The organism is Ensifer sp. WSM1721 (assembly GCF_000513895.2).
In the GTDB taxonomy this organism is placed as follows: Bacteria; Pseudomonadota; Alphaproteobacteria; order Rhizobiales; family Rhizobiaceae; genus Sinorhizobium.
The window spans coordinates 99,061-124,391 of the sequence record NZ_CP165783.1 but is presented as its reverse complement, the minus strand read 5'-3'; the positions used below and the strand labels follow the sequence as shown (position 1 = coordinate 124,391).

At 61.7% G+C, this 25,331-nt stretch carries 21 protein-coding genes; 11 read left to right on the top strand and 10 right to left on the bottom strand.

The window, feature by feature from the left end:
- Nucleotides 1-39 precede the first annotated feature (39 nt).
- From M728_RS18355 to M728_RS18340, 4 genes are all read left to right on the top strand, one after another.
- Nucleotides 40-933 (top strand): alpha-D-ribose 1-methylphosphonate 5-phosphate C-P-lyase PhnJ, encoded by an 894-nt coding sequence (locus M728_RS18355; protein ID WP_026622623.1) that lies wholly within the window; start codon nt 40-42, stop codon nt 931-933.
- Complete coding sequence (phnK, locus tag M728_RS18350) at nt 930-1,706, top strand: phosphonate C-P lyase system protein PhnK (RefSeq protein ID WP_026622624.1); 777 nt, start codon at nt 930-932, stop codon at nt 1,704-1,706. The genes M728_RS18355 and phnK overlap by 4 nt, the downstream gene beginning before the upstream one ends.
- Before the next feature lie 66 nt (nt 1,707-1,772).
- Complete coding sequence (gene phnL, locus M728_RS18345; protein WP_026622625.1) at nt 1,773-2,480, top strand: phosphonate C-P lyase system protein PhnL; 708 nt, start codon at nt 1,773-1,775, stop codon at nt 2,478-2,480.
- A complete protein-coding gene (locus tag M728_RS18340) occupies nt 2,477-3,091 on the top strand; it encodes a DapH/DapD/GlmU-related protein (protein WP_026622626.1) in 615 nt (204 codons plus the stop codon). Before phnL ends, M728_RS18340 begins: the two co-directional genes overlap by 4 nt.
- Nucleotides 3,092-3,391: 300 nt before the next feature.
- Here the strand turns inward: M728_RS18340 and M728_RS18335 are convergent, their stop codons facing one another.
- The 6 genes from M728_RS18335 to M728_RS18310 form a co-directional block, all read right to left on the bottom strand.
- Nucleotides 3,392-5,110, bottom strand: coding sequence for a dihydroxyacetone kinase family protein (locus M728_RS18335; RefSeq protein WP_026622627.1), 1,719 nt, complete (start codon nt 5,108-5,110; stop codon nt 3,392-3,394).
- Between the two features lie 17 nt (nt 5,111-5,127).
- Nucleotides 5,128-6,069, bottom strand: a complete 942-nt coding sequence (locus M728_RS18330; protein WP_026622628.1) for a sugar phosphate isomerase/epimerase — start codon at nt 6,067-6,069, stop codon at nt 5,128-5,130.
- Nucleotides 6,070-6,125: 56 nt separating this feature from the next.
- Nucleotides 6,126-7,664 carry a tripartite tricarboxylate transporter permease gene (locus M728_RS18325; RefSeq protein WP_026622629.1) on the bottom strand — a complete coding sequence of 513 codons (1,539 nt, stop codon included), beginning with the start codon at nt 7,662-7,664 and terminating at the stop codon, nt 6,126-6,128.
- A 33-nt stretch (nt 7,665-7,697) separates the two neighbouring features.
- Nucleotides 7,698-8,198, bottom strand: coding sequence for a tripartite tricarboxylate transporter TctB family protein (locus M728_RS18320; protein WP_026622630.1), 501 nt, complete (start codon nt 8,196-8,198; stop codon nt 7,698-7,700).
- 109 nt (nt 8,199-8,307) lie between these two features.
- Complete coding sequence (locus tag M728_RS18315) at nt 8,308-9,294, bottom strand: tripartite tricarboxylate transporter substrate binding protein (RefSeq protein WP_026622631.1); 987 nt, start codon at nt 9,292-9,294, stop codon at nt 8,308-8,310.
- A 75-nt stretch (nt 9,295-9,369) separates the two neighbouring features.
- Nucleotides 9,370-10,416 carry a 4-hydroxythreonine-4-phosphate dehydrogenase PdxA gene (locus tag M728_RS18310; RefSeq protein ID WP_026622632.1) on the bottom strand — a complete coding sequence of 349 codons (1,047 nt, stop codon included), beginning with the start codon at nt 10,414-10,416 and terminating at the stop codon, nt 9,370-9,372.
- 197 nt (nt 10,417-10,613) lie between these two features.
- Between M728_RS18310 and M728_RS18305 the strand changes: the two genes are divergently transcribed.
- Nucleotides 10,614-11,297, top strand: a complete 684-nt coding sequence (locus tag M728_RS18305) for a GntR family transcriptional regulator (RefSeq protein ID WP_026622633.1) — start codon at nt 10,614-10,616, stop codon at nt 11,295-11,297.
- A gap of 71 nt (nt 11,298-11,368) precedes the next feature.
- Here M728_RS18305 and M728_RS18300 read toward each other — a convergent pair whose 3' ends face one another.
- Together M728_RS18300 and M728_RS18295 are read right to left on the bottom strand one after the other, a co-directional pair.
- Entirely contained in the window at nt 11,369-11,662 is a 294-nt protein-coding gene (locus tag M728_RS18300; RefSeq protein WP_051441024.1) for a hypothetical protein, read from the bottom strand.
- 176 nt (nt 11,663-11,838) lie between these two features.
- The gene (locus M728_RS18295) at nt 11,839-12,384 is read right to left on the bottom strand and encodes a Pycsar system effector family protein (RefSeq protein WP_026622634.1); all 546 of its coding nucleotides are present in this window, start codon (nt 12,382-12,384) and stop codon (nt 11,839-11,841) included.
- A gap of 130 nt (nt 12,385-12,514) precedes the next feature.
- Here M728_RS18295 and M728_RS18290 point away from each other — a divergent pair, with 130 nt between their 5' ends.
- Complete coding sequence (locus M728_RS18290) at nt 12,515-16,150, top strand: FecR domain-containing protein (protein WP_026622635.1); 3,636 nt, start codon at nt 12,515-12,517, stop codon at nt 16,148-16,150.
- Nucleotides 16,150-18,141: a CHASE2 domain-containing protein gene (locus M728_RS18285; RefSeq protein WP_051441025.1), complete on the top strand. Its 1,992-nt coding sequence runs from the start codon at nt 16,150-16,152 to the stop codon at nt 18,139-18,141. The genes M728_RS18290 and M728_RS18285 overlap by 1 nt, the downstream gene beginning before the upstream one ends.
- Before the next feature lie 18 nt (nt 18,142-18,159).
- On the opposite strand, the gene M728_RS18280 is transcribed toward M728_RS18285, so the two are convergent.
- A complete protein-coding gene (locus M728_RS18280; RefSeq protein WP_026622637.1) occupies nt 18,160-18,822 on the bottom strand; it encodes an NADPH-dependent F420 reductase in 663 nt (220 codons plus the stop codon).
- A 153-nt stretch (nt 18,823-18,975) separates the two neighbouring features.
- Here M728_RS18280 and M728_RS18275 point away from each other — a divergent pair, with 153 nt between their 5' ends.
- From M728_RS18275 to M728_RS18260, 4 genes are all read left to right on the top strand, one after another.
- The gene (locus M728_RS18275) at nt 18,976-22,215 is read left to right on the top strand and encodes an AAA family ATPase (protein ID WP_026622638.1); all 3,240 of its coding nucleotides are present in this window, start codon (nt 18,976-18,978) and stop codon (nt 22,213-22,215) included.
- A gap of 111 nt (nt 22,216-22,326) precedes the next feature.
- On the top strand, nt 22,327-22,629 hold the full coding sequence (locus M728_RS18270) for a hypothetical protein (protein WP_026622639.1): 303 nt from the start codon (nt 22,327-22,329) through the stop codon (nt 22,627-22,629).
- Complete coding sequence (locus tag M728_RS18265) at nt 22,613-23,839, top strand: YcaO-like family protein (protein ID WP_370906492.1); 1,227 nt, start codon at nt 22,613-22,615, stop codon at nt 23,837-23,839. The genes M728_RS18270 and M728_RS18265 overlap by 17 nt, the downstream gene beginning before the upstream one ends.
- Nucleotides 23,832-24,908: a TfuA-like protein gene (locus M728_RS18260; RefSeq protein WP_034884360.1), complete on the top strand. Its 1,077-nt coding sequence runs from the start codon at nt 23,832-23,834 to the stop codon at nt 24,906-24,908. Before M728_RS18265 ends, M728_RS18260 begins: the two co-directional genes overlap by 8 nt.
- Nucleotides 24,909-25,022: 114 nt before the next feature.
- On the opposite strand, the gene M728_RS18255 is transcribed toward M728_RS18260, so the two are convergent.
- Nucleotides 25,023-25,235 (bottom strand): hypothetical protein, encoded by a 213-nt coding sequence (locus M728_RS18255; protein WP_051441026.1) that lies wholly within the window; start codon nt 25,233-25,235, stop codon nt 25,023-25,025.
- Nucleotides 25,236-25,331 lie beyond the last annotated feature (96 nt).

Below are 25,331 nucleotides of genomic sequence, written 5' to 3'. Positions count from 1 at the left end.
AGCTCCGTCGCTAGTCGACTCTTCTCAAGGTATTCAAAGATGAACGACCTTGCCACCTACAACTTCGCCTATCTCGACGAGCAGACGAAGCGGATGATCCGCCGGGCGATCCTGAAGGCTATCGCCATCCCCGGCTATCAGGTGCCTTTCGCGTCGCGCGAAATGCCGATGCCCTATGGCTGGGGCACCGGCGGCGTACAGGTCACCGCCTCGATCCTCGGACCCGACGACGTGCTCAAGGTGATCGACCAGGGGGCCGACGACACCACCAACGCCGTATCGATCCGCGCCTTCTTCCAGAAGGTCGCCAATGTCGCCGTGACGACGAAAACGAAAGAAGCGACGATCATCCAGACGCGCCACCGCATCCCCGAGGAGCCGCTGAAGGAAGGCCAGACGCTCGTTTACCAAGTGCCGATCCCGGAGCCCTTGCGCTTCCTCGAGCCGCGCGAGACCGAGACGCGCAAGATGCATGCGCTCGAGGAATACGGTCTCATGCACGTGAAGCTCTACGAGGACATCGCCCGCAACGGCCATATCGCCACGACCTATGCCTATCCGGTCAAGGTTGAAGGCCGCTATGTCATGGACCCGTCGCCGACGCCGAAATTCGACAATCCGAAGATGCACATGTCGGAGGCGCTGCAGCTCTTCGGCGCCGGCCGCGAGAAGCGCATCTACGCCGTGCCGCCCTACACGCAAGCCGTCAGCCTCGATTTCGAGGATCACCCATTCGAGATCCAGAAATTCGACAAGCCCTGCGCGCTCTGCGGCGCCGAGAACGTCTATCTCGACGAGGTGGTGCTCGACGACAAGGGCGGACGCATGTTCGTCTGCTCCGACACCGACCACTGCGAAGACCGGCGGGCGCATGGCCATGCCGGCGCCTTGCTCGCCCGCCCCACACAGGAAAGTCAGGAGGCCGCCGAATGAGCGCCATCCCGCTTCTGAAAGTCAATGATGTCTCAAAGTTCTACGGAAGCCGCATCGGCTGCCGCAATGTCTCCTTCGAACTGTATCCGGGCGAGGTGCTCGCCGTCGTCGGCGAATCCGGCTCCGGCAAGACGACCCTGCTCTCCTGCCTCTCGACGCGGCTGATGCCCACCTCCGGCATCGTCGAATACCACATGCGCGACGGGCAGTATCGGGATCTCGCGCGCATGAGCGAGGCCGAGCGCCGCTTCCTGATGCGGACCGACTGGGGCTTCGTCCACCAGAACCCGGCCGACGGGCTCCGGATGACGGTTTCGGCCGGCGCCAATGTCGGCGAGCGGCTGATGGCGGTGGGCGATCGGCACTACGGCAATATTCGCGCCGCCGCCAGCGACTGGCTGAAGCGTGTCGAAATCGGCGAGGACCGGATCGACGACCAGCCGCGCGCCTTCTCCGGCGGTATGCGCCAGCGCCTGCAGATTGCCCGCAATCTCGTCACCTCACCTCGCCTCGTCTTCATGGACGAGCCGACCGGCGGCCTCGACGTCTCGGTGCAGGCGCGCCTGCTCGATCTCGTGCGCGGCCTCGTCCATGACCTTGGCCTCGCGGCGATCATCGTCACCCACGACCTCGCCGTGGCGCGCCTTCTGTCTCATCGCATGATGGTGATGAAGGACGGTACGGTCATCGAGCAGGGGCTTACCGATCGCGTGCTCGACGACCCGCGCGAGCCTTACACGCAGCTTCTCGTTTCCTCCATTCTGCAGGTGTGACGCATGATCCCGAAAAGCGGAATTCGGTTTTCGGATCAGATCATGCTCAAAGGAAAGTAAGAACCTATGGCTACACCCCTTGTCGTTTCAGAAGTCGCCAAGAGCTTCACCATGCACCTTCGCGACGGCGTGCGCCTGCCGGTCGTCGCCAACGTCTCCTTCTCGGTGAAGGCTGGCGAATGCGTCGTTCTCGGCGGGCCCTCCGGCGTCGGCAAGAGCTCGATCCTCAAGATGCTCTACGGCAATTACGGCGTCGACGAAGGCCAGATCCTGATGGAGCATGACGGCCGTCTCGTGAACCTCGCCACCGCCGAGCCGCGCATGGTGCTGGAAGTGCGCCGCACCACGCTTGGCTATGTCAGCCAATTCCTGCGCGTCGTACCGCGCGTCTCCGCGCTCGATATCGTCGCCGAGCCTCTGCAGGCTCGCGGCGTGACGCCCGCAGAAGCGCGCGACCGCGCCGCGGAACTGCTCGCGCAACTCAACCTGCCGAAAGAGCTCTGGGCCCTGCCGCCCGCCACCTTCTCCGGCGGTGAACAACAGCGCGTCAACATCGCCCGCGGCTTCATCACCGACCATAAGATCCTGCTCCTCGATGAGCCGACCGCCTCGCTCGACGCGAGGAACCGCGCCGTGGTGGTCGAGATGATCGCCGAGAAGAAGTCGGCCGGCACGGCGCTGATCGGCATCTTCCATGATGAGGAGGTGCGCGAGGCGGTCGCCGACCGCATCATCGACGTCTCCGAGTTCTCGCCGAGGAAGCATGCCGCATGAGCCAGAAGCTCGGTCTCGAACCCTTCATCCATGCAACAGCGAGCGTCGTGAACTCGACACTTGGCCGCTACACCGAGGTCCAGGAGCGCTCGCGCCTCGACGAGGTTGAGTTCGGCGACTATTCCTACATCATGCAGGACGGCTCGATCTGGTGCGCGACAATCGGCAAATTCGTCAACATCGCCGCAGCCGTGCGCATCAACGCCACCAACCATCCGACGTGGCGGGCGACGCTCCATCACTTCACCTACCGCGCGCCCATGTACTGGGACGATGCGCAGCCCGACCACGATCTCTTCGCCTGGCGCCGCCAGAATCGGGTGACGATCGGTCATGACGTGTGGATCGGCCACGGCGCGACGATCCTGCCGGGTGTGAAGGTCGGCAACGGCGCAGTGATCGGCGCCGGCGCCGTCGTCTCGAAGGACGTCGCCCCCTACACGATCGTCGGCGGCGTGCCCGCCAGGCTCATCCGCGAGCGCTTTACGGCGGCGATCGGCGAGGCCATGGATCGGCTCGCCTGGTGGGACTGGGACCACGCCAAGCTGCGCCGTGCGCTCGACGATTTCCGAGAGCTGACGGCGGAGGAGTTTGTCATGCGGCATGGGTGACGACCGCCTCGCCGCAGTCCCGCGCGCAAGGCCCCTCCCCAACCCCTCCCCACAGGTGGGAGGGGCTTCCCTGCGGCACCCTCGGCATATGGACCTGAGCCGTGGTCACTGATGGAGGTGCTGAGTGGGTAAGGCAGTAACGCCCCACGCCTTTCTTCCTTTTGAATACTGCCCGCTTCGGCCACCGCGACAGAGCCGCGCGTCTTATCAGGCGCAAAGGTCGAGATGGACGCAGAAACGGTGCGGCAAGGTGAGCCCTCCCACCTGTGGGGGGTCAGTTCAGTTGGGGACGGGTCTTTTTTAAACTTCGTTCGGCGCCCTCAAGAACTCGCCCGCCACTCTCGCCGTCAGAGCAAGCGAGGTCGCGCCGGCGTCGGGATGGCCGATGCTCTTTTCGGCGAGCGGCCGCGCGCGGCCGAGCTTCGGTGTCAGGGCAGACGTGGCGTCTGCCGCATCCTGTGCCGCCTTTGCCGCCACATTCCAGGCCTCGACGAGCGACTTGCCCGCGGCGGACTGACCCTCCAGCGTCTCCACGAATGGCACCAGCGCGTCGACCAGCGTCTTGTCGCCCACTCGTGCCCGGCCGAGGCGCGTGACGCCTTCGAGCGCCAGGCGCGCACCTTTCACGATCGCCGCATCGCTCACCTTCTCCTCGTCGCTGAAGGCATTGCTCCAGGAGCGGAGCGCCAGACCCCAGATCGCACCCGAGGTGCCGCCGGCGCGGTCCGCCCAGGCGTCCCCCGCAGCGGCAAGTACGCCCGCCGCCCCCGCACCCGCGACAACCGCGGCGTTCGCCGCCTCGAGCGCGGCAGCCGAGCCGCGGCGCATGCCCTGCCCATGATCGCCATCGCCGGCAAAGGCGTCGATGCGGCCGAGTTCCTCTTCCGCTTCCTTCAGCGCATCGGCGATGTTGCCGATCAGCAGGGCGATACACTTGCCGCTCTCCTTCGAAGCTTCGGAAGCCGCACCGAAAGATTGAGGGCCTTCTGCATCGACAATCTCGTCGGTGGCGGGTTCGGCAGGGATGATCGTGCCCTTGCGCATGACCGGCGCATCCGAAGGCGCGCTCCAGAGCTCTTCCAGCTCTTCGTCGAGCCAGAGAAGCGTGAGCGAGCAGCCCTGCATGTCGAGGCTGGTAACGAATTCGCCGCATTCGGGATCGACGATTTCGAGCCCCGCCCCTGCCAATTCCTTGGCCACCACCGTCCAGAGCACAAAGAGCTCCTCATACTTGGTCGAGCCGAGGCCGTTCAGCACGGCTGCGGCCTTCTTCGCACCCGCCGGGCGCTCCGCCAGGAGTTTGCCGGTGAGAAGCTTCGCAAGATCGGTTGCAGTTGCGATCTTCTCCTCGCTGACGCCGGGTTCGCCATGGATGCCGAGCCCGAGCGCCATCTGGCCCTTCGGCACGGTGAAGAGCGGACCGGCCGCACCCGGCAGCGTGCAGCCGCCGAAGGCGACGCCGAAGGATACGGTACGGTCGTTGGCAAGGCGGGCGAGCCGTTCCACCTCGTCGAGCGATTTGCCGGCCTCGGCCGCCGCACCCGCTATCTTGAAGACGACGAGATCGCCGGCAATGCCGCGGCGTTTGGCCGGCGTCTCCGCCGGAGCGCTCGCCACGTCGTCGGTCACCGGCAGCACGCGCACGTCGATGCCCTCGGCGCGAAGGCGTTCGGCAGCGACCCCGAAGTTGAGAACGTCGCCGGCATAATTGCCGAAGCCGAGCAGCACGCCGCCCCCCTGCTCCGCATGGCGGCAGACACGGGCGACTGCGGCCGTCGAGGGAGAGGCGAAGACGTCTCCGGCAACGGCTGCATCTGCCAGCCCCGGCCCGACATAGCCGGCGAAGGCAGGATAATGCCCGGAACCGCCGCCGATGACGACAGCGACCTTGCCCTTCGGCACCTTGGTCGAGCGCACCACGCCGCCCTTCACGAGGCGTACGTTGCGCGCATAGATCGCTGCGAAACCGGCGAGCGCCGTGGTGGCGAAATCTTCCGGAGCGTCAAAGATCGTGGTCATCGCTTCAATGTCCCTCTTCAATGTCCTTCTTGGCGAGGCAGGATGCGCCTCAGATAGTCGCGGTTGGCGGCGCTGACGGAAAGACCGTCGCCGCCGTAATGCTCGCAGAGGAAGGGGCTCTCGAAGCCGTGCGCCAGCGCCATGCGGATCGCCGCCCGATAGTTGATGACGCCGAATTCGAGCGGGGCCGGATGGGTGACGATCACTCCCGATGCCGCATCCTCCATGCGGTTGTAGTTCTTGACGTGCCAGTATTTGGCGAAGCGCGCAACCTTCGCCATCATTTCCTCCCAATGTTCGACGGGCCGGTGCAGGCGGATCAAATTGCCGAGGTCGGCATTGATGCCGACATTGGCTAGGCCGACCTCCTCGACGAAACGGACCGAGCTTTCCGCCGTGCCGAGATAGGTGTCTTCGTACATCTCCAGCGACAGCTCGATGCCGAGCTCTTCCGCGTGCCGGCCGAGCTCGCGGATGCGGCCGACGGCCTTCCGCCATGTCGCCGGATCGTCGGGATTCTTAACGCCGTCGACGGTCCAGAACCAGAGCACTTTCTTCTGCGCCTCCGTCAGCGGACCGAAGAAGCCGAAGGAGACCGAAATTGCGCCTACGGCCGCGGCAGTCTCGATCACTCTATGACCATAGGCGAGATATTCGTCGCCATGCTCCGGATCGATGACACTGCGCCGCGACGTGGAGATCGCCGGGATCGTCAGGCCGAGCGAGCGGGTCAGCCCAACGAAGTCGTCGAGACGATCCTGCGTGAGATCGGCGAGCCTAATCCAGCTATCGGTCGGGTCGAGCTCGGTAAAGCCGGCATCCACCACGTCGGCGAGCGTCGCCGCCCACTCCTCCACGGACTGGTCCTGCACCGAGCGGCCGTCCGGTAACACATTCGGGTACTGGATCATCGCGGCCGCGATCGGCCAATTATCACGGTTCCATTTGCGTGGCGCCATGGCGGACTCCTTGAGGATTGGAGAAATTGGTTCAGGGGGAATCTGCGGCGTCCTGATCAGGCCGCCGCGTTGCCGTCACCGTGCGGCGCGGCGATGTCATGCTTGCGCCCGCGCAAGCTGCCGATAATCCAGAAGACGAGCGGCGAGAGAAGGAGCGTCAGACCCAGCCCCATCAGGGCGGAGACGAGACCGTTCGACCAGAAGATGTTGAGGCTGCCGCCGGACATCAGCATGGACTGGCGGAAGGCGTCCTCCGCCTTGTCGCCGAGCACCATGGCGAGAACCAACGGCGCCAGCGGATAGTCGAGCTTCTTGAAAACATAGCCGATGAGACCGAAGCCGATGACCAGGAAGATATCCGAGACGGAGTTCGCGACCTGATAAGCGCCCGAGAAGATCACCGCCACGATGACCGGCCCGATGATCGAGAAGGGCACGCGCAGGATCGAGGCATAGAGCGGTACCGTTGCAATCACCAGGAAGACGGCAACGACGTTGCCGAGATACATGGAGGCAATCAGGCCCCAGACGAAATCCGGCCGGTCGGTGAAGAGCATTGGGCCGGGTGTCAAGCCCCAGATCATCAGGCCGCCCATCATCACCGCAGCCGTCGCCGAACCCGGTACACCGAGCGCCAGCATCGGCAAGAGAGCCGAGGTGCCGGCGGAATGGTCGGCCGTCTCGGGTGCGACAACGCCGCGCGGATCGCCTTTGCCGAATTTCGACTTGTCGCGGGCCGACCGCCTGGCAACGCCATAGCTCATGAAAGAGGCGGCGGTCGGACCGGCGGGTGTGATCCCCATCCAGATGCCGATGATCGTCGAACGGCCGATCGTCAGCCAGTAACGGGGGATCTCGATCAGCGTGCGGCCGATCTCTGCAAGCTTGACGCGCGCCTTGATGCCTTCGAAGCGTAAGCCTTCTTCGGTCGTGAGCAGGAGTTCGCCGATGCCGAAGAGGCCCATGACTGCGATGAGGAAGCTCACGCCCTTGATGAGCTCGGGAATGTCGAAGGTGAGCCTCAAATTTCCGGAGATCGTATCCATGCCGATCGAGGCGAGCGCGAAGCCGAGCATCATCGAGACGAGCGTCTTGAAGGGCGATTGCGCGCCCATGGAGATGAAGCTCGCAAAGGCGAGGAAGTAGACGGCGAAATATTCGGGCGAGGAGAACCGGAGCGCGAAGTTCGCCACCCAGCCCGAAAGCAGTGTGATCATGATGACGCCGGCAAGCGCCCCGAGGCCGGCCGAAACGAAGGCGAGCGTCAGCGCACGGCTCGCCTGACCGGCCTTTGCCATCGGATAGCCGTCGAAGGTGGTTGCGACCGACGACGGCTCGCCGGGGATGTTGAAGAGGATCGACGTGGTCGAGCCGCCGAAGAGCGCCCCCCAATACATGCAGGACAAGAGGATGATCGCCGAGATCGGATCCATCGAGAAGGTGAGCGGCAAAAGCAGCGACACACCGTTCGGTGCGCCGAGCCCCGGCAGCACGCCAACGAGGATGCCGAGCGTCACGCCGATCATCATCAACAGGATGTGGTTCCAGCTGAGGATGTGGCCGAAGCCATCCATCAGGAGACCAATGTTTTCCATGTCATTCCTCCCGCAAGCGGCGCATCGCCCGCGTCAGTAGATCCCGAACCAGGCCTCGACCGGTCCCTTCAGTAGCGGAACCTGGAAGCCGATCTCGAAAACGATGAAGAAGAAGCCCGAAACGCCCAAGCCCGCGGGCAGCGCGATCCACCATTTGTAGCGCCCCTGGAGGAGCATGGTCGCGGCGATATAGAGCGCCGTTCCGACATAGAGGCCGAGCCAGACCGAGAGGGCAGCGAAGGCCACCAGCGGCAGCAGGAAGGAGGCGACCACCCGGGCGCGGGCGCCGTCGAGGAAGACCTCACCCGTTCCGCGGTGCTTGATGAAGGCGTTCACGATGTTCACGAGACTGCCGAAGACGATGAGCAGGCCGATATAGAAGGGGAAATAGCCCGCGTCCGGCCCCGTGTCCGTCCAGCCGGCGCCGATGTCGAGGGAGCCGTAACAGATAGCGACGCCGAAGGCGCCGGTCAGCGCGGCAACGCCAAGCTCGACTACGAAGCGGGAGACCCCATGCGCACTGTTCTCACTCATGATCATGACCTTTCCGAGCGGAAGACCGGCGCTTGAAGCGGCTCGAGGAAAAGCGGCTTCCGACCGCATCCGCTCTCGCTCTTGCTTCAAGCGCCCGCTTCAATGTGGCTCAGTTGGCGAGCCAGCCTTCGCGCTTCAGCACTTCGCTGACCGCAGCACCATCCGTCTTGACCGCCGCCTGGAATTCGTCGCCGGCGAGATAGGCAGGAGACTGCGAGGTATCCGCCAGATACTTCGCCCATTCCGGCGTCTCGGAAACCTTGCGCAGGACATCCGCATAGAACTGGACGACATCCGGTTCCACGCCGGCCGGCAGCCACACGGTGCGCGGCATCGAATAACTGTCGATCGGGATTCCCGCTTCCTTGCAGGTCGGGATGTCGCTCCAGCCCTTGTCGCCGGCGACCTTCGCCTCGCTCGTAAGCTTCACGCTCTTGAAGACGCAGAGCGGCTTGACCATGCCAGCCTGCCATTGACCGGCATTCTCGCTCGGATTGTTGACATTGGCGTCGATGTGCTCGCCGGCAAGCTGGACGGCCGCCTCGCCGCCGCTCTTGAACGGAATGTAGTTGATCTTGGCGCCGGTCGCGTCGTTGATCATCGAGGTCAGGATCTGGTCGACATCCTTCGACTGACTGCCGCCGATCTTCAATCCTCCCTCCTTCGCCTTGGCGACGAAATCGGCAGCGGTCGCGTAGTCCGCCTTGCCGTTGACCCAGAGCACGAATTCGTCGGAAGCAAGCGCCGCGACCGGCGTCAGGTCTTCCGCCTTATAGGGAACCTTGGCGCGAACCGGCAGCAGATAGGCATTGTTGGTGCCGAAGGCGAGCTTGTAGGCATCGCCCTTGTAGCCTGCAGTATAGACGAAACCCTCGGCGCCGCCGGCGCTGCCCTTGTTGGTCACGACCACCGGAGCCTTCATCAGCTCGTACTTGGCGATGATCGCCTGAATGGTGCGCGCGAAAATGTCGGTGCCGCCGCCCGGGCCGGCAGTGACGACAAATTCGACCGGACGATTCGGCTCGAAGGCTGCGGCCGGTGCGGCAAGGCCGAGAGCGGCCGCCACGATGCAGGCAATTGAGACGGATTTCTTCATTATCTGGTCCTCCCGTTGAGCTGGATCCGGCGCAAGACCTCCCCTGACGCCGGTATTCTTGGAAAGCGCGCGAATTCAGGCAGCGGCTGAAAGCGCTCTCTTTTTCTTGGCCATGCGGGCCGCGAGCAGGATCGCCTCGCGGCTCGCGCCCACATCGGCAATGCCCTTGCCGGCGATGTCATAAGCGGTGCCGTGGGCGGGCGTGCAGAGCGGGAACGGCAGACCGCCCATCATCGTCACGCCCTTGTCGAAGCCCATGAGCTTCATCGCGATCTGGCCCTGGTCGTGATACATGGTCAGCACCGCGTTGAAGCCTTCCTTCAGCGCCCGCACGAAGACCGTATCGGCCGGGAATGGCCCCTCGACATTGAAGCCGAGCGCCCTGGCCTTCTCCACGGCCGGCTCGATGATATCGATCTCCTCCATGCCGAAGCTGCCGCCATCGCCGGCATGCGGATTGAGCCCAGCAACCGCGATCTTCGCCTCGTCATAGCCGGCGTCCTTGAGGCAGGCCCGCGTCAGTTCGAGTTCGGCAAGAAGAGCCTCGACGGAAAGGTTCGAGGCCACGTCCTTGAGCGGGATATGCGAGGTCACCCGCGCGTTCCAGACCTTTTCGAGCACGTTGAACTCGCGGACCTTGCCGGTGAAGGAGAGCACGTCGGCGACGAAGCGGATCTCGTCGTCATAGCCGGGATAGGCAAAGCGCATCGCCTTCTTGTTGAAGGGCGTGAAGCAGACGGCATCGGCATTGCCGGCATGGGCAAGTTCGAGCGCCGTGCGGAAGTTGCGGGTGGCGAACGAGCCGCCGGCAAGCGTCGCCTCGCCGCGCGCCACATCGGCAGGGTCGAGATGGCCGAGATCGACAAAGACATGGCGCGACGTCCCGGCCTCATCGAGCGCCTCGAGGGACGCAGGCTCCAGATCGAGCATTACGTCGGCAACCTTCGCCCCCTCGTTGAGAATGCGGCGGTCGCCGATGGCGATGATGTGCGCGGCGTCGCGAATGTCGGCGAGCGCGAGCAGCCGCGCCGTCAGCTCTGGGCTGATCCCCGCAGGATCGCCCATGGCGAGCGCTATGACAGGACGCTGTTCCTTCGTTCCGGCCGCACCATTGGTCGTCATTGAGATGTCCTCCGCCTCATGCTGCATCCGTCATACGTTATTCAAAATTCTGCATCAAGTCTTTTGTATTCTGTATGCAGCATTTTCTGTTGACGATAGGTGAGGCAGTCTCCATGCTTGAATGAGATAGCGCTGATTCAATCGCGCGGCATAAGGGAAGAGGACCGCGTGGCGGTCACGAGCGCAGAACGAGAAAAATGAACGAAATCACATCATTAGAGCGGCGGGAGGGCGGCCCGGGACCGATCCGGCGGACGGCATTGCACGACACGCTGGTGAGCCATCTGCGCGACATGATCATCGAAGGCGACCTGCCGCCAGGTACGCGCCTGCACGAAGGTCAGCTCGGCGAACAGCTCGGCGTGTCGCGCACGCCGCTGCGCGAGGCAATCAAATATCTGGCAAGCGAAGGTCTGGTGGAACTCGTGCCAAGCCGCGGCGCCGTCGTCAAGCGCTTCAGCGCCAAGGACGTCAGGGACATGCTGACCGTGCTGCAGTCACTCGAAGAGCTTGCCGGCCGGCTCGCCTGCGAAGCTGCGAGCGATGCCGGAATTGCGGAAGTGCGGGCGCTGCACGACGAGATGGTACGCCGCTACAAGGCGGGCGACCGGCTGCAATATTACAAGCTCAACCAGCAGATCCACACGGCGATCGCCCAGCTTTCCGGCAATGCCGCACTCGCCGACATGCACGGCATGCTGCAGACGCGGCTGAAGCGCATCCGCTTCATCGGCCATGAAGGCCCCGAAAAATGGGCCGCCGCCGTCGCCGAGCACGAGGAGATGATCGCGGCGCTCGAAGCCCGCGACAAGGAAAAGCTATCCAAAGTGCTGGGACGGCATCTGATGAATGCCTGGGAACGGGTGCGCGACGCGGTGTAGGCTGGCGCTGCAGCTCTTCAATAATTGAGAGCCCCGCGATACGGGGCTCATCCTGTGATGCGCGCCCTTGATCAGAACTTCGAATAGGCGTTCGTAACGGCCTTGGCGTTTCCTGCCCCGGTCTGTTTCTGCAGGGCGAGAATAGCATCGCGAATCGCCGGGTTTGCCGCGAGAGTTTTGTTTCCGGTTGCATCCAAGGTGGCGGTCAACTTGGCCAGGAAATCTGCCCCCACCTGTCCTTTCAATCCACCCAACATATTGTTTGGCAGCTTGAGCGACAAATTGGACTTCGAGAGTAACCCGGCGACATTGGCCGCTTTGGACAGCGATGCCGAACTCAGCGCCTTTGCGATACCATTGATCATGATTTGCTCCTTTTGAAATTGCTGCTGCTGCCCAAAGCTGACGAAACACGCGCGTCAACTAGGGCGAGCACAACCATTACAGGAGAAAGCGTTGCCAAATTCGCTCTGTTCAAGCAGGCATTTTAGATAACTTCACCGCGCCGGAGGTGCCTTCGATAGGATCTGTCGCGCCTCATCTATTTCAGTGAAAGGAGCAGCACATAGGCTAGCACCGTGACCAGAAGGGCGCGGAAAGCGGCGATCACGAAGCGGTATTTGCTGCAGGCGATCGCCGAGAGCACGTCGGCATTGTGTATGTACTGGCGAAACAGATAGGACGAATCACCTCGTTCTGCCGCCTTGAGGAATTCGTCACGATGGGCACGCCACGCGCCCCAGAAGAGCGTCGTGGACGTAGCACCTTTCCTCGGCAGAACCACGAGGATTGCGGAGAGCAATGAGAATATTGAGGCCAGCGCCATGACGGCCGAAAGTATCGTTGGCAGGATTCCGCCCTCCATATAGCGCTGCCAAGTAAACACCCCTCGCCCCTCTTCGGACGAAACCAAAAAAGCAAACATGAAGGTGAAGATGTAGGCGGCTTTCTGGTCGGACATCTTTATCTGATCAGAAAACACGTCATTTATTTTCTGAATGTGATCGTAATAGGCGCTCGACGCGACTTCCCGCCCGCCTTCTTCACTGAAAGTTTCGAGCTTGTACAGGCTTCCCGCTGAATCCATGCGCGCCCCCTTGGTTCTTGTCTCCTCTTTATTACACCGGAGCGACAACAATATATGCCCAAAACTGGGCGCTTGACTTTTCCTCCCCAAAAATCCACTGGATTCCGTGTAACGAGGGGCAGTTGCACAGATGCGGCAAAGAAAAGCGGGGGCATTGCTGATCGCAATGGCGCTCTCTGCGCCATGGCCGGCGCTTGCGGAGCCGGTGCCGCGGCATCAGCCCGCAGCCGGCTCCGTCATTGCTCGCAAGTCCGGCGAGGAGGTGCGCTTCGTCGACGTCTCCAACTGGCGGTTCGTCGATCTTGCCCAGGACCTGCTTGCGGGCGACGTGTTGCGCACTAATGCCACCGGCGCCCTTGCAGTGCTTTTCCGGGACCACACGCAGATCCGGCTCGGGCGTAACACCGCCCTGCGCGTCAAACAGATCGGCGGAGGCGACACGAACCTCGAACTCCAAGCGGGGTCGATCTGGGCTCGGGCCGAACGTGGCGGCGAAGGCCTGGTGATCGACACGCCGGCCGCAACCGCCGCCATCCGCGGCACCGACTGGACGATGACCGTTGGCGCCGACGGCAAGACCTCGCTGACCGTGCTCGAAGGCGTAGTCGAGCTCAGCAATGCCTATGGCAGCGTGACGGTGAAGCAGGGCGAAGGTGCCGTGGCCGCGATCGGCAGCGCGCCCACCAAGATCATCATTGTCACGCCAAAAGATCGCGAACAGATGCTCATCCATCTGTCGCTGCGCGACGCCTTCGTCTGGATGCCGCCGACGCCGCTCAAGATACGTGACATGCGGCGCGAGCGTGAGCGGATCGAGGCACAGCCGGAAGCTTTGCGCTCGGCCGAAGACTGGCTGACGCTGGCCGAAATCTACCTGCCACTCGACGGTCGCCAAAAGGCGCTGGCGGCGCTTGACCAGGCCCGGCTAAAGGGTCTTAACCGATCTCAGGCTGCGCGCGCAGCTCTCATCGAGGCGCTTATCGCCGGTTCCGAGAATCGCTACGCCGATGCGGCGAAGCTCTTCGCCCAAGCGGAAAACGGGCTGGACGCCAACCGTCGTTCCGTCGCCGTCTATGGCGGATACTTTGCCCGTGCGCTCGCCAATCCTGAACGGGTCGAAAACCCTCCCCGCCAAGCAGCAGGCGTCTACGGCGCGCTGGCCGAGGCTTGGACCGCGGGCTTCCGCACCGATATTCGAGCGGCCATCAACACGATCAAGAAGGCGGAACGGCAGCATCCGGACGATCCGACACTGCCTGCCGCGCGAGCTCACTTCGCAATGATGCTGGGCGAGCGCGACGAGGCGCGCGACGGCATCGAACGTGCTCTCGCGATTGATCCCGACGATCCTACCGCGCTCGAGGCGCGCGCCATTTTCCGCGCCAACGTCGACAACGACCTCGAGGGGGCGCTCGCCGATCTCGATCGTGCCCTGAAAACCGCTCCGGGTTCGCCGGGGATTTGGAACACGCTCGGTTTGCTTCAAGGCGACCGCGGCGACAATCGCGCCGCCGAAAAGGCGCTCAAGAGGGCGGTCGAACTCGATCCGGTAGACCCCATTTATCATGCCAACCTCGCCATCCAGTACTTGGACGAGTCGCGGCTTGTCGAAGCAAAGCGTGAGATTGATGCTGCCATTGCGGCAGACCCGTCCCTCGATCTCATGCTCCTCGCGCGCGGCCGTTACCATATGCAGACTGGCGATCTGGACAAGGCGCTTGAGGATCTGCTGGCGGCGTCCACGGCCAATCCGGGTTACGCCGGCGGACAGTTGCTGCTGGCCGCCACCTATTACGAAAAGGGTGACAAACTGCCGGCAGCCCAGGCGCTGGACAATGCTGACAGGCTCGATCCCAACGAGCCGGTGGTCGCGCAGGTTCGCACCGCGGTCGCCATTGACGCCTATGACGCTGACGCGGCTATCCGCTACGCACAGGAGGTAATGCGCAGAACACGCGCGCATGGCGGAGACACCGCAGCGCTTAGCGCTAATCAGGAAGCGGGATCAACGCTCAACAATGCCTTTCGTCTGCAAGGCCTCGACGCATGGGGCCAATATTACGGCGATGCCGTCTTCGACCCGTTTTCCGGCGCGGGTTATTTCGACCAGGCGGTTCGCGGCAGCGTCAATCCCCTGTTCAACCGATATGATTTCGACGATAGCCCGGTTGCGAATTCATTGAACCCGTCGAGCTTTTCAGCCTTTTTCCAAGGGCTTCTGATCGATCCGCACATCCTGGCGGAACGCGCTCGCACGGTAAGCCTCTTCCGGTATCCCTTCTTCGAAGTGGACCTCGGCGGCGGAATCGTGGCGAGCGGCGATGACGCCGGGTGGATCGGCGAAGCGGCAGTGCGAGGCTATACGGTTTCACCGTTTCCAATCAGCGTCTTCGGCACCCTCCAATGGGAACAGCCGCACGATACGGTCGACATCGGAAGCGGCCTCGATATCGATCGTGAATCACGCCTGATCAGCGGCAGCGGTTATCTGACCGCCACGCCGACTCCTGACGACAGGGTCGTCACCTTCCTGAGCATGGCAGAGGTGGACGACAGCCGGAATATTTTCGACATCCCGGATCCGAGATTGTTCCCGTTTGCCGGCGACTCCCTGAATGACAACAACGCATCGAATCTCATCTCCGGCGCCGCCTGGAGCCACACTTTCGGGTATAAGAACATCGCCAGTGCCGCGTTCTTCGTTAGCGATAAGGAGATCGTTGAGACCTCGCGAACGGTTTTTTCGGACATTCCGTTCCCCGACATTGTGTACCTCAGGAGCGAACAGCACGAAACGAGCTATATCGGAGCCCTGAATCATCTTTACGGAGACGGTGATGTAACGTGGCGCTACGGCATTGAGGCCGGTGCGGTGACATCAAGGGCGAAGGCCGAGTATTACGACCTGATCGCTCCAACGCCCTTTCGTTCCACACGTTCCTCCGATACGGCAGCCGTCATGAAGGCTTACGTTGATAGTCTTTACGAAATCACCCCCGACTTGAAAGTCGAAGGCGCGCTGTTTGCCCGTTACATTGAGAACGTCAACGACAACAATATCCGCCTCGAACCGAAGCTCGGTATCGCCTGGGCGCCCATCGAGGGCCATTGGCTGCGCGCAGCCGCACAGCGCGAAGGCTATAATTTCGGCGCGGCCACTCTCGCGCCCGTCGGCATCGTCGGGCTGCAGCCCAATCAGTTTCTGATCGGCACCGAAGGCTACGCCGACACGCTTGCGCTCCGGTGGGACGCCGAATGGAACGACTGGCTCTTCACCGCTGTCGACTATCAGCATCAGGAAATCCACAACGGTTCCATTGATTTTCCCTTTACTATTCCGCTCGCGCCGGACGACTTAGCTTTCGATAGAGGCAGAGTCGATCGCGTCGCATTGACTGCAAACGTGGCACTCGGCCATGGTTTGGGTTTGTCGGCGACGGTGGCGCGAACCAAAAGCGAGGACCTCTCGACCGGGGGCGACCTCCCGTTGCTTCCTGAGAACTCGGGCCAAGTGGGGCTGACTTGGGTGAATACTGCTAACATCAAGACGACGGTGATGGCGAACTACATTGGCGAGCGGACGGAGGGCACCACCACGCTCGACGACTTCTGGACCCTCGACGCCGCTCTGCAATGGGAGCCATTCGATAAGCGGATCGAAGTCGAACTCGCCGGGTTCAACCTGCTTGACGAGGAGTTTGAGGTCCGAAGCGGCCTTCCCGGCTGGGGTCCCACCGTCAAGGGCACGGTCAAAGTGCGGTTCTGATGAGTGCTCCTCGCCCCGCACTTGCTCGTCCGGGCCTTGCCGCGGCAGTCCGTCGAATCCGCTCTTTTCCGCGGCGAGTGAAGCTTGCGGCCCTGACGGCCTTCGTCGCCGTTTTCGTTTCGCTTGTATCGCTCACCGGCTCCTGGTCGCTCGCCGACCTGCGTGCCTATGACTATCTCTCGATCGTCGGCCGTCCTAAGCTTCCGGAGGACGGCCCCATTATCGTCGCCATCGACGAACCGTCGATGGCCGAAATCGGCAGCCAGTGGCCATGGCCGCGCGCGCTCCACGCCCGCCTCATCGAAGCGCTCAGAACGGCTGGTGCTCGAGCGATCGCCTTCGACGTCATCTTCGCCGAGCCGGCGGCCGATCCCGCAAACGACGCGGCGCTCGCCGAAGCAAGCGGGCCGGATATCGTCTTGGCCGGCGACCAGACGGTGATCGAGACGCCGCAGGCGCAACAATTCGTCCGCACTGAGCCGCTGCCCGCCTTCACCGCCAAGGGCGCGGCGGTCGGAATTGCGTCTGTCGATCTCAGCGAAGACGGCACCTTGCGCCAGGTGCCCTCCCTTTCGGACGGTTTCGCCGTGACGCTGGCGAAAACCGCCGGTGCGAACCCTGCCATACCGCCGCGCAATTCCTTGCTGCAGACCTTCGGGGCCGCGCGCACCTATCCGACGGTCTCCTATTACCAGGCGCTCGACCCCGAAAACTTCCTGCCGGACGGCACCTTCCGCGATCGCGTCGTGATCGTGGGCTTGAGCCTACAGAACGCCCCCTCGATCGACGCTGGCGGAGTGGACGCGTTCGCCACCTCCGACACCGTCTATTCGCGCGGCCTCGTCGCCGGCGCCGAGATCCAGGCGACCATTTACGACAATGTCGTGCACGGGCTGTTCATCAGGAGAGCAGGCCCCGCCGCCGTCATACCGGCCATAATCCTCGCTGCCTTCGCGGCGGCTTTTGCCGTTTTCAAATCCACGAGCTGGAGGACGCTCGGCTACGGCGCCTTCGCCCTCGCCCTCATCCTTCTTGCCAGCTATAGCCTGATGCGCCTCGGCCTTCTTTTCGTCTCGCCGCTCGGCCCGGCGCTTGCCTTTTTGGGCGTCGCGGTCGGGCAGGCGGGCCTCGACTATGCCGAGGAGCGACGGCAACGCCGCGAGATCACGCGTGCCTTCTCGCAATATCTCTCCCCGACACTGGTCGAGCGGCTGGCGCAGGACCCCTCGCAGCTAAAGCTCGGCGGTGAGCGGCGAACGCTGACGATCCTCTTCTGCGATATTCGCGGCTTCACGACCATCGCGGAAGACATGAAGGACGACCCCGAGGGCTTGACGACGCTTGTCAACCGGCTGCTGACGCCGCTGTCGGAGGCGGTTTTGAACGAGGGTGGCACGATCGACAAATATATTGGCGACTGCCTGATGGCCTTCTGGAACGCGCCCCTCGACGATCCCGACCATGCCATTCACGCCGTCCGGGCGGCACGCGGGATGCTGACGGAGCTCGTCCGTCTCAACAAGGAACTGGCAGCGGAAGCCAAGGCGGCGGGCCGCCCGCCGAAGTCGCTGCGTATCGGCATCGGCATCAACACGGGCGAATGCATCGTCGGCAACATGGGCTCGGCCCGCCGCTTCGACTATTCGGCGCTCGGCGATGCGGTCAACCTCGCCTCCAGGCTGGAGGGTGCATCGAAGGACTACGGCGTCCCCCTGCTTCTCGGCGAACGGACGGCAGCGCTTGCCTCCGCGAAATTTCCGATCGCCGAGCTCGACCGGATCACCGTCAAGGGCCGGAGCACGGTCTCGCCCGTCTTCACCGTTGCCGAGGGGGCCTCGGAGGCCGCGCTCGCCCGGCACCGCGCCTATATCGAGGCGAAATATCATGGCGCCATCACTGTCGATGACGGCCTCTTCGATGAGCTTAAAAAGGAACTGCCCGCACTCGAGCGCTACTACGAACGCGACCGCGAGCGGCTGACGGTTGATTGAGGGATCGAGCCGTGGGCCTCAATGACTGCTGGGCGGAGGGCTGCTTGCAGTCAGGATTACCGGTGTGATTACAGTGCCTTGACCCTGGACATACGCGAGCTGAATAATCAGCTCAGCCAAGGGCTCTAAGTATCGAGCGCATTCCATCCCGCCGGTGTCCACGGCATCGTATCCGATGTCGCGGACCAAGCTCGCCACCCGAAGTTTGGACTCGGCGTCGTCTCCGGCCAAAAAGACCTGAGGGGCCATCGCTCCAAACGACATTTCGGCAGACACCACTTCCGCGAAAATGGCATTGAACGCCTTCACAACCTTCGAGCGCGGCGCAAGCCTCTGGCATGTCTCACCTGCAGAGTCGGAATGTCCGACGGTGAGTTGCATGTAGTCTGAGGTCAATGGATTGGTGCAATCGACAATGGTTTTGCCATCAATGTTTCCCAGTCCGTCCAATGTCTCGGACAAATTGACAAAAGGAACTGCGAGGAAAATCACATCTGCTTCGGCGACAAAAGACGTTGCCGCCCCGCCTCGCACGCCGAGCTCCTTCGCCGCGCGCCGGCCTGTATCATCGTCTCGGGATCCCAGGAAAACGCGATGCGAAGTCTTCGCAAACCGTTTCGCCAGGGCACGTCCAACATTGCCTGTACCCACGATCAGGAGTGTCAAGGTTGAGGCGGACATGGGAGCCCCCGCAGCGATGGCCGTGCCGATGGCAGATTGGTCGGCCGGCCATCGCGGGTCAAGCAGATTCTGTGACGAGCGTGATCGATTCCATACTATGCTTGATACGTATGTTAGGACCGCAGGCTCCAGCATTCCCGGAGGGAGATGCCCATGTCGCTGACCGTCCGACAATGGCTCAAGCAAATAGGCTTGCTGGAATATGCAGACCGGTTTGAGGAAAACAACATCGATTTTGGGGTGCTCAGCCATCTGACGAGCAGTGACCTTCGGGAAATCGGGATCAAAGCGGTCGGCGATCGAAGACGATTGATCGCGGCAGCAAAGCAGTTCCGCACCGAGTCGTCTGAGGCTCCCGGTCGATCGCATCGCAAGGGTTATCCAGAAGCATTCCGAAGCCCTATCGGAGGCGCGGAGCGGCGGAACCTCGCCGTCCTCTTCTGCGACCTGGTGGGCTCAACAAGGATGTCGGAGCAACTGGACGCCGAAGAGTTACGCGACATCGTGACCCGCTATCAATCCACTGCGGTTCGAGTCGTAAAGAAATACGGCGGGCGAATAGGCCAGTTTATGGGGGACGGCGTACTGGCGTATTTCGGCTGGCCCAGTGCAAGAGAAAACAACTCGGAAAGCGCCGTCCGGGCGGCGCTCGAGCTCGGCAGGTCGGTCCGAGAAATAGGGCTTTCGTGCCGCATCGGAATTGCCACCGGCCCCGTCGTGGTTGGTGATGTCGAAAGCGAGAACCTTAGGCTCAAGGACCAAGTCGTGGGCCGGACACCAAACCTTGCAGCCCGGCTGCAATCGGAAGCCGAGGCCGACACCATCGTCGTTACGAGCGACACCCGCGCCCTGGCTGGCGAGGAGTTCATCTATAGTGATCTTGGCCTTCGTAGGATGAAGGGAATTGCGGAGTCGGTAAGGCTGTGGCGGGTCGACGGATTAAGATTGCGCGGATCGGCGAAGCACCATGCCCACTGGGAAACACCGATTTTTGGGCGCGTTGGGCAGCTGGATGCCTTGATGAGGCTGTGGAGCGAGGCAAAGAGTGGTGCAATGCGCTCCGTTCTGGTTCAAGGGGATCCTGGCATTGGCAAGTCGCGTTTGGTCTCCGAGGTGCTAACGCACGCGGAGCCGGGTCGGGACTCGGTGCTGTTGGAGTTTCATTGCTCGCCGTTTCACAGCCACGAGCCGCTTTTTCCAGTGCTTGACCAACTCCGGCGCTTATTCACTCCGCAGGAATCTCCTGGCCCATCGGCTCCGTTCCAGGCGCTGGTATCCGAGACAAGCCAGGAACGCAGCGACGCCGCCCAACTCCTCATTGCACTGCTGTCGGGCGATCCCGACGGTAAATTCGCCGGGCTGACCGCGCGGGGACGGAAGGCCAAAACGTTCGGTGCGATCCAATCAGTGCTCGATACCATTTCGATGTTTCACACACTCCTGATCGTCGTGGAAGACCTCCATTGGGCGGACCCGAGCACGATCGAGTTTTTCCAGCGGTTCGTTCACGATCCGGCAAGACGAAACACACTCGCAGTGTTTACTTGTCGCAGCGAAGCTACGTCGCAACTGCCGGAAATGCGCTTCGATGAGATCATCGACGTGCCCCGCCTTTCATCTGGCGAAGTGAACCAACTGATGGAAGCGCTCGCCGGCGATGCAAAACTACCCCGGCGCGTCCGGGCCGCTATCGCGGACCGTTCCGACGGCGTTCCTCTCTATGTTGAAGAACTCGTGAAATCGGTATTGGACGGAGATCACCTGCCCAAGGCAAGGCCGGAACGTGATTTCAATGTGACATCCGTCCCGATGACCTTGCATGATTCACTCATCGCGAGAATAGATCGCCTTGCGATAAAGATGGAGATACCGCAGACAGCGGCGGCGATCGGCCGGGAATTCTCTTCTCACGTGTTGAAAACCGCGCTCGGATATCGAGGGTCCGAGGTGGAGAACGCATTACGTCGCTTGATCAGTGCCCAGGTCGTGAAGGCCGATCCGGGGCGGCCAGGCCATTTCATTTTTAAGCACTCTCTTATGCGCGACGCAATTTACGAAAGCATGCTGTCGAAGGCGCGAAAAGCCGTGCATTGCCAGATTGCCATCGCTCTGGAGAACACACATTCCGCAGACAGGTCGCCCCACATCCTTGCAAATCACTGGGCTTCCGGAGGAAACGACATCAAGGCGTTCGAGTACTATTCGAGCGCGGCCGCCCTGGCCAAGGCGAATTTTGCAAACAAGGAGGCAATCGCTTACTTCCGAGCGTCTCTGTACCATTTGTGCCTGGCGCTGGACGAATCGGATCCTTCCGCAGCCAGGCTGAAGACTTCCCTGCTTGAACAACTGAGCGAGGTGCAGTTCCTTTCGCACAATATCGATAAAGCGGAATCGGCCTTGCGCGAGGCAATGGAGCTCGCCCCCAATGAGCCACTCCAGCGTGCCCGGCTGCTCCGGAAACTGGGCGTCGCACTTCAACAAGACCGGGACCGCTCGCTGCAGGTCCTCGACGAAGCCGAGCAGGTGCTCAAGAAGGTCCAGGATACTTCGAGCAAGGAAGTACTCGGCGAATGGATTGAGATTCAGCTCTCGAGATGCAACGCCAACTATTGGAGCGGCAATGGCGATGAGATGAGGATTCTGCTGGAACGGATCGTCCCTCATCTAGACGTCTGCTCCCCCGAGCAGCTGGCAGAATTCTTCAACCAGTGTGTCCTCAGAGATCTGAGGCTTCAACGCTATCGTGCCTCTTCAGCGACCATCGAGCACGCGCGTGAATACGTAAAGGCTGCCAAACGGACCAACAACCTAGCTACCATCTCGTCTTCCCGGTTCATTCTCGGATTCACGTATCTGCACAGCGGCAGGTTGCGAAAAGCCGAGCGCGCTCTGTTGAGCGGGATGCAAACGGCCCAGCGATCCGGCCACAAGGCGATCGAACTTCGCTGTCGCGTGTATCTAAGTTTGGTGTACCGGCTGCAGGGAGAAGTCGAGGCGACCATCGGAACAGCAAAGGAGGCCGCGGAAATTGCCAGAGTCGAGGCGATGTCAGAGTATGTCGGACTGACGAGCGCAAACCTTGCATGGGGCCACTGGAGGAGAGGTCGCCTAGTGGACGCCCGTTCCGAAGCCGAACAGGCCCTCGCGGAGTTCGACAAGTCGAAAATCGCCTACCCGTTCGAGTGGACGGCGTTGTTGGTCCTATTGGCGACTGACCACCAAAATTCCGACCAAATACAACGACTATGTAGCCGCCTCTTGAGCAGCACTCAGCAGGACTTGCCAAAAACTATACGCGCAACGATAGAGAGACTTGCGGCGAGTTCAACTACAAGCCAGCCCTCTATACTTCAGGTATTGATTTCTGCGTGCAGAAGGCGGAACCTACTATGACTTGCGGCCTAAAAGACTCTCGTCGGTCCGGTGGTCGCGCAAGGGGACGCCTAAATTAAGATCGACATCGAGGTGCTATTTTAGAAGTTTTCAACCGGAGGGAGGGAAGCCATGCCCCAGGATGGCAACAGCGACGACTTTCGTCACGATCTCATAATCGCCAGTGACGATGGAACCATTCTCCACATCCCCCGCGATGTCTGGGACCGGGATGCCTACCGCGTGGACATAAACGCGTATCACTCCGACGACTGGAAGGTCGTTCGCGAGCTTCTGCAGTGTGGCGTGATGCTCGCAGCCGTTCCTCCCACGCTTCCGCCAGACAAACCGAGGCCCCTTGGCACCTGCTGGCTCGTGAACATAGAAGGCCTGAAAAAGTCTACGAAGTTCCACGTCGGTGCCGGTGGAAAGTGAGCAGGTCGAGTCCTGGGCTCGATTCAGTCGAGAGACGAGCCCGGCCGAGACACTGGCCAGGATGATCCCATTCATGCGCGAAATTGGCGTTTCGCGCATTGCCGACATCAGTGGACTCGATTCCATCGGACTGCCGGTCGCGGTTGCCTATAGGCCGAATGCTCGATCACTCGCGACCTGTCACGGTAAGGGTCTTACCCTGACCGAGGCGAAAGCTTCGGCGGTCATGGAGGCACTAGAACGCCACTGCGCCGAGAACCCCAAGATCCCTTTGCGATATGCGTCTTACGATGAACTGCTCGGCGAAGGTCGAGTGGTCGACTTGGATATGCTGCCCAGAATTGGCGAAGCGCCGCCGTGCAAATCCCGCCGCAGTCTGTGGGCCCCGGCAAAAGGCATGTCGACGGGCGGCACCGTATGGGTCCCGTTCGAAACAGTTCACTTGGATTATGCCCTTCCTCTGCCGACAAATCTTGGGTGCCTGCTGGTGGGTTCGGGCGGACTGGCATCCGGCAATACGATAAGGGAAGCAGCGGTCCACGCGATCAGCGAGCTTATCGAAAGGGATGCGCTCACCCTGTGGCGAGCCAAGGGCTCCGACGTCAACGAAACGATCATCAATTTGGAATCGGTCAATGATCCCTGGTGTAGCGAAATTCTGAGCACGCTCAGTCGGTCCGGCGTGAGAACAGCGGTCTGGGACATGACGAGTGATCTCGGGGTACCAGCTTTCTTTTGCGAGATATCCTCCGATGGCTCTTCCACGTTCCGGAACGTCGGTCCTGCCGCCGGCAGCGCGTGTCACCCGTCGAGCGGAATTGCGCTGGGAAAAGCTGTGCTCGAGGCGGTCCAAAGCAGATTGACGATGATTTCCGGAACGCGTGATGACCTGACGCGCGAAATGTTTGTGCGCGCCACTCCACGCCCGCCACTTGCTCCAAACACCTATCGGGACAAGGCCTTCACTGACATTCCCAGCGCGCTTGATTTTCCCAGCATCGACGATGCGCTCGAGAACCTCTTGTACAGACTGAGCACTGCCGGCACCGGTGAACCTCTCATCGTTGACCTATCGCATGATGGCATACCTGCCGCCGTAGTGCGCGTTATCGCACCTGGGCTTGAAGGCTCATGTGATACGCCGGGCTATAAAGCGGGCACGCGTGCCAGGCGGCTGGCCCGGCGAGACGGCGAGGGCGAACATGGCTGACAAGCTCACTGCCTTTGTAGGCCCGTCGCTCGGACGTGATCGTCCCACTTACCCAGGGATCGAGGTCGACTACCGGCCGCCTGCCTCCCAGGGAGACGTTCTAGCGGCTGCAGTTGAATTTCCGAAAGCCATTGTCTTGATTGACGGCTATTTCGAGCACGTGCCCGCCGTGCACCACAAGGAGATCTTATGGGCACTTGACCAGGGCATCCCTGTGTATGGGGCGTCTTCTATCGGGGCTCTCAGGGCCACGGAGTTGAGCCGGTTTGGTATGATCGGCGTGGGAAGGATCTACGAATCCTTCGAGTCTGGGGAACTCGAGCGCGACGATGAGGTCGCCTTGGTCCATGGACCAGCGGAACTCCATTATGAGCCGCTTTCAGAGCCTCTCGTGAACATGCGATCGACGCTGTCGTTCGCTATCGACGCAGCAATCGTTGACGAAGACTTTGCCGAAACCCTGCTCAATCGGGCTAAAGCCATGTTCTACCCGGAGCGCAGCTTCGGTCGGCTGCTCGGCGAACTGGACAACCAGGCGGACCGCGTTCAGGCGGAGAGGCTGGCAAGCTGGCTGCCGGGTGGCAGGCGGGACCAGAAGCACATCGATGCGGAGGCTTGCATTTCTCGGGCGACCGCCGATTTGCAGAAGCCGTCAGGTGAATGCGGGCGTTCGGGCTTCGGATTCGTCTTCACGGATGCCTTCACTCAACTTGTACTTTGCAACGCGGCAGGACTGCCGCTCGGAAGCCATGTTGCCCGCGCGCTTATTCAGTTGAGTGCCGATACGATCGTAGGCTTGTCATCCGCATCCGTGGCTGCGGGTGCAACTGCGCTGGTACTTGACCGTGCCACTCGGGGGCCGGTTCCCGTTCATGCGCTCGCCGAGACCGTCAAATCCTTCCTTGAGCACGTGCCAGGAGGGGATATCGGCACTTGGCTAAAGTCCAGAGATCTGGACATTGATGCTCTCTCCGTGATCTTAGAGGAGTTGGCCAGGATCGACCGTTCGTCAGACGCCGCCGAAGAGCTAATTTATAGGATAGCTCATTCCAGACTAAAAATAAGATGATGGCTTGTGCAGGGGCAACTGCGTCTTCGGATCCTATTCCGCGTCCTACTGCAAATCTCCGTTCTCTTCATTCGGGTCCGACAATCGCTGGTCTGAACCGGCGCTCTATGGCGATCAGTCGCGCGTGGCTTTCTTCTGCAGCAATCTCGCCTTGTGGTGCGGGCAGTATTTCCCATTTGTCTTGGCCGCGCAAAAAAGGTAAGGGCCGCCGCTGTTGATGGGCCAGATGCACTCGCCCGGCAGGAGATCCTCCAAGCGCTTGGCGAACGGCAACCGCTTGGCGTCATACTGCGTTGCCGGGGTGAACTCTCTTTCCAATTCGTTCATGGGCGACGACTTGCGCGCTGCCTCCTACTCGATACCGTTCTGCCCGGCCGCGAATATTCTGTCGCTGCCACCGCGGTCTCAGCCGGGAAGCAGGGT